The 8730-nt window shown below is 71.9% G+C and carries 9 protein-coding genes and 1 pseudogene; 4 read left to right on the top strand and 6 right to left on the bottom strand.

Translation table 11 applies throughout. The annotated features are described in order from the left end of the window. Window positions 1-1435, bottom strand: a pseudogene (locus tag K206_RS0111010) (hypothetical protein); the annotation flags it as partial. A gap of 250 nt (window positions 1436-1685) precedes the next feature. Between K206_RS0111010 and K206_RS0111005 the strand changes: the two are divergent. Continuing rightward, window positions 1686-2369, top strand: coding sequence for a hypothetical protein (locus K206_RS0111005; protein WP_020202466.1), 684 nt, complete (start codon window positions 1686-1688; stop codon window positions 2367-2369). An 8-nt stretch (window positions 2370-2377) separates the two neighbouring features. Here the strand turns inward: K206_RS0111005 and K206_RS0111000 are convergent, their stop codons facing one another. Further along, the gene (locus K206_RS0111000) at window positions 2378-3337 is read right to left on the bottom strand and encodes a VTT domain-containing protein (RefSeq protein WP_020202465.1); all 960 of its coding nucleotides are present in this window, start codon (window positions 3335-3337) and stop codon (window positions 2378-2380) included. Window positions 3338-3581: 244 nt separating this feature from the next. Between K206_RS0111000 and K206_RS0110995 the strand changes: the two genes are divergently transcribed. Together K206_RS0110995 and K206_RS0110990 are read left to right on the top strand one after the other, a co-directional pair. After that, on the top strand, window positions 3582-4103 hold the full coding sequence (locus K206_RS0110995) for a cupin domain-containing protein (RefSeq protein ID WP_020202464.1): 522 nt from the start codon (window positions 3582-3584) through the stop codon (window positions 4101-4103). An 87-nt stretch (window positions 4104-4190) separates the two neighbouring features. Further along, window positions 4191-4544 (top strand): DUF1304 domain-containing protein, encoded by a 354-nt coding sequence (locus K206_RS0110990; protein WP_029043486.1) that lies wholly within the window; start codon window positions 4191-4193, stop codon window positions 4542-4544. 36 nt (window positions 4545-4580) lie between these two features. Here the strand turns inward: K206_RS0110990 and K206_RS0110985 are convergent, their stop codons facing one another. Next, window positions 4581-5087 (bottom strand): hypothetical protein, encoded by a 507-nt coding sequence (locus K206_RS0110985; protein ID WP_020202462.1) that lies wholly within the window; start codon window positions 5085-5087, stop codon window positions 4581-4583. 322 nt (window positions 5088-5409) lie between these two features. On the opposite strand from K206_RS0110985, the gene K206_RS0110980 reads away from it, so the two are divergent. Then, on the top strand, window positions 5410-6258 hold the full coding sequence (locus K206_RS0110980) for an IclR family transcriptional regulator C-terminal domain-containing protein (protein WP_029043485.1): 849 nt from the start codon (window positions 5410-5412) through the stop codon (window positions 6256-6258). Between the two features lie 73 nt (window positions 6259-6331). Here the strand turns inward: K206_RS0110980 and K206_RS0110975 are convergent, their stop codons facing one another. From K206_RS0110975 to K206_RS38005, 3 genes are all read right to left on the bottom strand, one after another. Continuing rightward, on the bottom strand, window positions 6332-7081 hold the full coding sequence (locus K206_RS0110975) for a flagellar brake protein (protein WP_020202460.1): 750 nt from the start codon (window positions 7079-7081) through the stop codon (window positions 6332-6334). A gap of 306 nt (window positions 7082-7387) precedes the next feature. Further along, complete coding sequence (gene thpR / locus K206_RS0110970; RefSeq protein WP_020202459.1) at window positions 7388-7981, bottom strand: RNA 2',3'-cyclic phosphodiesterase; 594 nt, start codon at window positions 7979-7981, stop codon at window positions 7388-7390. A gap of 63 nt (window positions 7982-8044) precedes the next feature. Beyond that, window positions 8045-8730: 2OG-Fe(II) oxygenase (locus K206_RS38005; RefSeq protein WP_020202458.1), on the bottom strand; the 686-nt coding region annotated here is incomplete at its 5' end.

The raw sequence follows: 8730 nt of genomic DNA, 5'->3' as shown, positions 1-8730 counted from the left end.
CCAGCCAGTCGACCGGCTCGGCGCCGTTCCAGCGCACCCACAGCACCAGCCACGACCACAGCACGAACACCAGCAGCGCCAGCACGGCGGCGGCGCTGCCGGCCAGCAGCGACACCGGCAGGCGCGCCAGCGCGGCCACGATGCCGCCCTTGCCCGCGCCGCCCTCGCCCTTGCCGTCGAGCATGCCGGCGCCGTAGCGCACCAGCCAGACCAGGGCGCCGAGCGCGCCGGCCGGGCCGAGCGCGCCCCACGGATGGCCGCTGGACTGCGTGTACAGGTAGAACGTGCGCGCCACGGTGTCCGCCACGCCCAGCGCCGCCAGCCACAGCACGATGCCGACCGCGCCGCTCAGCGCGCGCGTGGCGCGCACGCGGTAGGCCTGCACCGTGGCGGGCGGCTCGCGGCACAGGACGAAGCAGCAGGCCACGCCGAGCCAGCACAGCACGCCCGCGCCGAGCAGCAGGCAGGACACCACGAGGCCCGGCCCGAGCCAGTGCAGCCACGCCGCCAGCCCCAGCATCGCCGCGCCCGCCAGCGCGGCCAGCCGCGTGGCGAGGCTGTCGAAGCGCAGCGCCGGCTGCGCCTCGCCGGCGCGCGGGTAGACCAGCCAGTACGCCACCGCGGGCGGCACCGCCAGCAGCAGCAGCGCCGCCAGCGGCAGCCACAGCAGCTCGCTCCACCAGATCGCCATGCCGCCTTCGTTGAACACCTGGCGCGCGTCGTGCAGCAGGTCCATCTGGTGCCGGCCCAGGCCGATCCAGCAGCCCACGGCAAGATGGCGCAGCAGGGCCAGCACCGCCAGCAGCAACAGCAACGCGCTGCCGATCACGTACTGCATGGCGAACCAGTTGCGCACCACCAGCGCGGCCGCGTAGAGCGAATCGCCGCCGCCGGACGGGGTCAGGTAGCGCCCGTTCTCGCGCAGCCACGCCACCGCCGCGCGGCCGGGCTCGGCGGCATAGGACACCGAGGAACGGATGCGCCCGGGCGGCTCCTGCTCCAGCGTGTGGTAAGCCAGCGCCGCGGCCTCGGCGGCGCTGGTGCCGGGCTTCAGGCGCCCGGGCACGAACAGGCTGCAGAAGAAGGCGCCGAGGTAGCCGCCGCCGCTGACGGTGGAGAGGTAGTCGAACTGGCCGAGCAGCGCGGCGGTGGCCGGCGCGGGGGCCGGCGCGATGGCGTCGGGGCCGTCGCCTTCCTGTACGTCGGCGGGCGCGGCGCCGGGCGGCGGCGCCCGCCCGGCCAGTTGCGGCGGCGGCGCCTTGGCCAGCGCCTGCATCACGCCCAGGCAGAAGGTGGCGCTGCGGATGCCGCCGCCGGACAGCGCCAGCGCCCAGTTGCCCTCGCCGTCGCGCGCGCGCCGGGGAATGCCGAGCTGCCGGCGGCGCCGCGCGATGCGGGCGGGTTCATCTCCGGAAGGCTGGTCTTCGGCAGGCATGCGGCTCTCCCTCGCAGATGTCCGCCCAAGTATAGGCGGCGCCACGACGGGTGGCGGCGCGAAGTGCCGGGCGGGCCGCCCGCGCCGGCGCGGGGCGACATGAAGCGGCCCAAGACAGCATGAAGGCGTGATGCGGTACAGCGCGCCGCTTCCGTTCGGCAGCCCACCAAGCGGGCATGTTCAGCCTGTGCGCTTCGGTGTATGGTTGCGCACCTGATGCGGTCCCTGCCCCAGTGGCTATTCTTTTTGCATGACGTCCTGCCCGAATGCTCCCGCCGGCGCGCTGCTGCCGCGCTGCCTGTCCATCTTCGCCGCCTGCGCCGCGCTGGCGGCCCTGCCGGGCTGCGAGCGCGAGGCGGGCACGCCGGCCGCCCCGGCGCCGGCCTCCGCCGCGCAGGCCGCGCGCGACGGCGATGCCGCGCCGCCCGATGACGCGCCCGCCTTCGCCCCCGCGCCGCTGGCGCGCCCGCTGGTGGCGCTGCGCGGGCTGACCAGCATGGCGGACGTGCAGGCGGCCTGGGGCAAGCCGCCCGAGATCACGCCCAACCAGGAGGAATGCGGCACGGCGCTGGACGAAGAGCACCTCATGGACTACCGCTACCCGGACGCGCTGATCGAGGTGGGCCGCAGCGGCGACGCCGTGATCCGCGCGCTGCACGGCATCCCGGCGGGCCTGACGCTCAAGCTCGAAGGCCGCGACATCACCGCCGCCACCACGCTGAGCCAGCTCGACGCGGCGCTGCGCCGGAACCCACACTGGAAGATGGCCGAGGCGCCCGGCAAGGTGCGCAGCCCGTCCGACCGCGACGAGGGCGACCCGCTCGAGCACCTGGACTACACCACGCTGTACACGCTGGACGGCGACGGCGACCAGTACCGCCTGTATTTCCTCGGCGAGCGGCTGGTCGGTTACGCCTACTGGGTCGGCTGCTAGAACTGCGCTCAGGAAGCGCGCGGCGCGGGTTCCTGGGCCAGGTCTTCCACGGCGGAGGCGCTGTCCTGCAGGCGCTTCCATTCGTCGAAGCCGCCGGCCAGCGCCCAGGTGTTGAGGTAGCCCGCGGCCTGCAGCCGCTCGGCGAGGATCGCGGCGGACACCTCGTTCGGGCACGCGCAGTAGATGACGATCTCGGTGGTCACGGGATGCGCCGCCAGCATCTCCAGCGGCGCGTGCAGGTCCATCGTCATGGCGCCTGGAATGCGCTCCTCGGCGCTGCTGCGCACGTCGAGCACGAGCGGGCCGCGCTCGCCGCCGCGGCGCGACTCCAGCTCCTCGACCGTCATGCGGCGCACGCGGCGGGTGCGCCGCAGCAAGCGCACGCGCCGCACGAACTTGTACGCCACGAAGGCCGCGAACGCGCCCACCACCGCCATCACCGCCACCGGGCCGTAGGTGCTGAAGGCGAGCAGGATCACTTCCACGAAATCGGTAAACACGATGCCGATCAGCAGCGCGCCGCCGGCCCACACCAGCGCGCCCAATGCGTCGTAGAACAGGAATACCGGGAACGGCGTGGCGGTCATGCCGGCCATCGCCGTGGACAGCGCGCCCGCGCCGGGCAGCAGCTTGGCGAACACCAGCGAGCGCGGGCCCACGCGCAGGTAGAGCGACTGGGTCTGGCGGATGCAGCTGTCGGGCGAGATCGAGACGCGGCAGATGGTGCGCAGCATCGGCTGGCCCAGCCGCTTGCCGGCGAAATACCACGCGGTGTCGGCGATCAGGCAGGCCACGATGACCGCCGCCAGCACCACGCCGATCGACGGGCCGGTCTCGCGCATGCCGAGCGCGCCGGCCACGAACAGCATGGGCACGGCCGGCACCGGCAGCCCGGCCTGCTCGGCCAGCACATTGAGAAACACCAGCACCACGCCGTGATTCTCCAGCAAGGTCTTCAGTTCGCCCACACCGCCCACGCCACGCTCCGCGTCATTGCCTGCCCAAGATCTCTGGCGGCGCGCACGGGATGTCCGCGCCGGCGGGCATAGGCGCTAGTGTGCCACCACCGCGCCGCGCATGCGGGCGCCGTCTTGCATGGTTGCCTCAAAATCCCTGAAGCCACGCCGCGCTGACTTTTCCGCGGGCAGCAGGCATCATGTCGGCTCCCGTTATCATGCGCTTTCCATTCACCTCCCGCCCCCGGAGCCACGCATGCCCGCCGACCCCGCCCTGCAAGACCAGCTGATCGCGCGTTTCGGCCTGCGGGCGCATCCCGAGGGCGGCTACTACCGCGAAACGCACCGCGACGGCGCGCGCGTGGCGCGCGAAGGCGCCGGCGGCGCGGCCACGCATGCCGCCTCCACGGCGATCTACTACCTGCTGTGCGAGCGGGCGTACTCGGCGTGGCACCGCATCCGCGCCGACGAGGTCTGGCACTTCTACGCCGGCTGCCCGCTCCACGTGCACGTGCTGGAGGCGGACGGCAGCCTGACCACGCACCGGCTCGGCAACGCGCTCGAACATGGCGACGCGGTGTTCCAGGCGGTGGTGAAGGCGGGCTGCTGGTTCGCCGCCGAGCGCAGCGACCCGGACGGCTTCTCGCTGGTCGGCTGCACGGTGGCGCCCGGCTTCGAGTTCAGCGAGTTCGAGCTGGCCGACGCCGCCAGCCTGCGGGCCGCGTACCCGCGGCACGCGGCGCTGATCGCGCGGCTGGCGCCGGCCGCGCCGGGCTGAACCGGCTACCCTCGACGATTGCCCGCGGCGTTCCCGCAACGATTCCAACGATTCCCAACCCGCCGTACTTTCCCGAGAGCCTTGTCCATGAAATGGTTGTCCCTTGCAGCGGTCGCGCTGGTGGCGCTGGAGCACGTCTACATCATGGTGCTGGAGATGTTCCTGTGGGACAGGCCGCGCGGCCTGCGCGCGTTCGGGCTGACGCAGGAATTCGCCACCGCCACGCGGGCGCTGGCGGCCAACCAGGGCCTCTACAACGGCTTTCTCGCCGCCGGCCTGCTGTGGGGGCTGGCCGGCGCGGCGGTGCCGGTGCAGCTGTTCTTCCTGGGCTGCGTGCTGGTGGCCGGAGTGTTCGGCGCCTTTACGGCCAACCGGCGCATCCTGTGGCTGCAGGCCGTGCCGGCGGCGGTGGCCATCGCGCTGGTGCTGCTGGCCCGCTGAAGGTCCGCCGAAGACCCGCTGAAGACCCGCGCGGCTTCAGCCCGGGCGGCGGTATTCGTTCTCGATCCAGTCCGCGGCGCTGGCCTTGCTCAGCTTGAACGCGGGCGACACGCGCACCTGGGCCAGCTCCTCGCCGAGCTCGTCGCGGGCGCGCAGCACGGCGTAGGGATTGTCCTCGTCGGGCACGATGTCGAGCGTCACGGCAATGCGCGCGGTGTCGGTGTCCACCAGCACGCTCTTGTGCAGCATGGCGTGCAATTGCTGCTCGTGGCGGCGCAGCACCTCGGAGGCGGTCTTGACCAGCGTGGAGAACGCGCCGGCGTCGAGCGGCTTGGGGTTCTTCTTGTCGCGGCCCATCGTCCACGGGCCGACCAGGGCGGGCTCCGGCTCGCCGTCCTTGATCATGGCCACGGCCCAGCCGTCGTCGTCCTCGTTCTTGAGTACGCGGGCGGTCCAGCCGTCGGCGCGCCACAGGCGCGCTTCCTGGATCTTGTCGGCGTCATCCGCGGCTTGGTCGCCGGACGGTTCGGGCTGGTCGGTCATGGCAGGATCGGCATGGGAAACAAGGGCGCGATTCTACCCGCCCCGGCGCGGACCCGGCATTGAGCCTTGTCCGATACTTCGATCCCCTCCGAAGTTGTATTCAATGTCTTGATGTGCCGTCCTATGCTGGAGGCGTCGCCAAGACCCCCGTCTTGATGGCACCCTTCGATGTCGCCGCCACCTTGGGACGGCGACGTTTTTTTTCCCGCCGCGCGGGCCGCGGGCACCATTGCGAGGCGGCGCGCACAAGAAAAGCGCTGGCCCGGTGGGCCGAGGGGGTTTAAGATGCGCGATTATCGAACGACATGCGCGCAATCGCCCAATGGACGCCTCCCTTCCGAGCAGCCCTGGCCAGGCACCGGCCGCCACTGTCCGCGTCGCCCGTCCCCAGGCCGACCTTCTCAACAGCTTCTCCGGCGACCCCAACTTCATGCTGTCGCTGGCGCGCGGCCTGAGCGTGCTCGAGGCTTTCTCCGAACGTAAGCGCCCGCTGACCATCTCCCAGGTGGCGCAGCGCACGCAGTTGTCGCGGGCCTCGGTGCGGCGTTGCCTGTACACGCTGGAGCAGCTCGGCTACGTCAGCCAGCAGGGCGGCCAGTTCGCGCTGCGCCCGCGCGTGCTGCACCTGGGGCATGCGTATTTCTCGTCCACCGCGCTGGTGTCGCTGGCCCAGCCCATCCTCGACGGCCTCAGCGCGCGCATCCAGCAGACCTCGGCGCTGGCCATCCTCGACGACACCGACATCCTGTACCTGGTGCGCTCGGAAGTGCAGCGCGTGCTCACTTATTCACTCGGCATGGGCAGCCGGCTGCCGGCCTACTGCACCTCGATCGGGCGCCTGCTGCTGGCGCACCTGGCCGAGCCGGCGCTGGAAGATTTCTTCGACCGCGTGGACCTGCGCCCGCGCACCTTGCAGACCAAGATCTCGCGGCCCGAGCTGGAAACCAGCTTCGCCAACGCGCGCGAGCTGGACTACGTGGTGGTGGACGAGGAACTGGAGCCCGGCCTGCGCGCCATCGCGGTGCCGGTGCGCGGGATTTCCGGCAGCGTGATGGCCGGCATCAGCGTCAGCATGAAGGCCACGCAGGTGTCCGAGGCGGAAATGGTCACGCGGCTGCTGCCGCCGATGCGCGAGGCCGCGGTGGCCATCGGCAAGCTGATCGCCGCGTAGGCGGCTGGAAGGGGCTGAAAGGGGCTGAAACGTCTGGAACGGCGGGCAACGCGCCCGCCGCTTGCCGCCGCGCTCAGCCGCGGCTGGCGAGCTCCAGCGAGAACACCAGGCGCTGCAGGAAATTCTCCATGCGGCCGTCGAGATTGGCGAAGGCGCAGCCGAAGTGGTGCAGGGCGCTGTCGTCGCGCCCGGCCAGCCAGTGGCCCACCACCTGCAGGTTCAGATCGACCTTGCCCAGCGGGCCGAAGTCCAGCCGGGCGCCGGATACCGTGGTGCCGACCGGCAGGCGCGTGGCATCCACCGTCTTGGAGCGCAGGCCCACGCCGGACAGCGAGAGGTCGGCGATGTCGAGCTTGAGCTGGGCGCCGTCGGGCATCTTGATGCTGCAGCTATGCCCCTTGGTGAGCAGGGTGCGCGCGCGGAAATGGCGGCGGCGCTGCAGGTGATACATCTTCTCCGGGAACGGCGCGATGAAGGCGGGCGCGCCCTGGAACTCGGTGGCCTCGGGCGCGCCGATCACGAAATTCACGGGCACGCCGCGCAGCGAAGCGGAAAACGCATTCTCGCTGGAGGCCATCAGGGCCTGGCGCTCCGGCTCGGTGCGGCACCAGTCGAAGATGAAGGTGCGGCTGGCCGGATCCACGTGCAGGACGGTGGTGACCATCTCGTGCGCGGTGCGCGCGCGCACGTTGACGATGCATTTCTGCCACGCCAGATCGCGCAGCACGGTGCCGATCTGCGAGGAGTGGGTGAGGCGGTAGCGATCGTCCGACGACGCGCCCGCGTCCTGATCGGATTGCTCCGAGGAATCTTGGAGACTCATGAAATCACGCAAACGTCTTGAGGGGCCTGCGTCGCGCCAGAGTGGCTTGCGACGGAAAACGGGCTGACCCGCGCGCGAGATGCGGGCGTCAGCGCCGCAGCATGTTAAGCGCGGCGCCTGTCGCTGCGCAAGCTCTTGTTGGTTCAACGGCGAAGTGTGGCAAAACTTAAGCCAGACTTCCGTGGGGTGGCCGTCCGGCGGCGTTCGGGCACTGCCGGTGCGTGCGGCCCGGCCGCGTGCGCGTGGCGCGGGTGCCGGCGCGGTCACTCCCGCGAGCCCCGCAACCCGGCCCGGACGCCGCGGCGTTTACGCTTGCTGCGCCAGCGCGTAGGCGCGGCGGCACACGTGCTGCGCGCCGTCGGCCAGCAGGTGACTCTGGTAGAGCACGAAGCGCCCGACCGCGAACGGCGCGCCGGCCAGTTCCGCCTGCGCGGCGCGCCACGCCTGCAGCACGGCGTCCGGCACGGGCTGCATGCTGCGCGCGAGCGTGATGTGCGGCAGGAAGCCGGCATGGCGGCGATGCCCCGCCGCCACCGGCGGGGCGGTGTCGTCGTCGCCGCAGCGATCCAGGGCCTGCCCGACGGCGGCGTGCAGCGCGTCGAGCGCGGCGCTGCGCGCGACGCCGGCCCACAGCACGCTGGCGCGGCGCCCGCGAAAGCAGCCGGCCTGCTGCACGGTCAGCGTGAACGCCGCGCACGCGACCCGCGCCAGCGCCTGTTCGATGCGCTGCGCGGCGGCCTCGTCGCGCTCGCCGAGAAAACGCAGCGTGAGGTGGACCTGATGCGGCGCCGCCAGGCGCATGCCCGCCGCGCGCGGCACGCGCGCGAGCAGCGCGCCGGCCAGCGCCGCGGGGACTTCGATTGCCACGAACAGGCGTGCCATCGGCTCGATCTTTTTCAAGGTGCCCGGCGCCGGGCACCAGCCGGGCACCAGCCGGGCACCAGCCGGGCATCAGCCCGCCAACTAGCCGGCCATCATGCGCGGCTCGCCGCCGGCCGGCACGAAGCGCCGCTGCCGCATCCACTTGGTGACGACCCATTTCTCGCCGGCCCGCACCGGCGCGCCCGTGTGCAGGGTCCTGCCGTCGAGCTGGCCGGCCGCATCGCAATACTCAAAATACACCGCATTGCCCTTGCGCGGCGAAACCGCGTAGCCGATCTCGGGAAACGCGGTCTCGCCGCCGGCCTCGACGTCGTTGAGATACACCACCAGCGTGCTCACGCGCTGCCCGCTGCGCGCCAGCGAAGCCTGGTTGGCCGCGTTGGTCGGCATCAGGAAGTCGTAGTGCGGCGAGCTTTGCGCGCCCACGCCGTAGCGCAGCACCTGCAGGCCCTCGCCGTTCTCCACCGGCAGCCGCATCAGCGCGGAGATGCGCTGGTCGAGGCGCGCCACCAGCGCGTTTTCCTGCAGGCGGAAGAACATGCCGTGGCTGGTGCGCCCCTCGCTCACCACGGTGAAGCCGGTCGAGGGATCGACCGTGGTGGACGGCGCCAGGCGCGGCTGCGCCATCGCCACCAGCGCGTCGCACTCGTCGTGGCTCAGCACGCCCTCGAGCACGGCAACGATCGGCTGGTCCATGCGCGACAGCACGCGCACGTCGCGGTCGGCGGCGCGCAGCAGCGTGCCTTGCGCCAGGCGCGGGCCGCCCG

Source organism: Cupriavidus sp. WS (assembly GCF_000395345.1).
Lineage (GTDB): Bacteria > Pseudomonadota > Gammaproteobacteria > Burkholderiales > Burkholderiaceae > Cupriavidus > Cupriavidus basilensis_B.
Note: the sequence above shows the minus strand (reverse complement) of the source record. Positions and strands in the feature narration are given on the sequence as shown.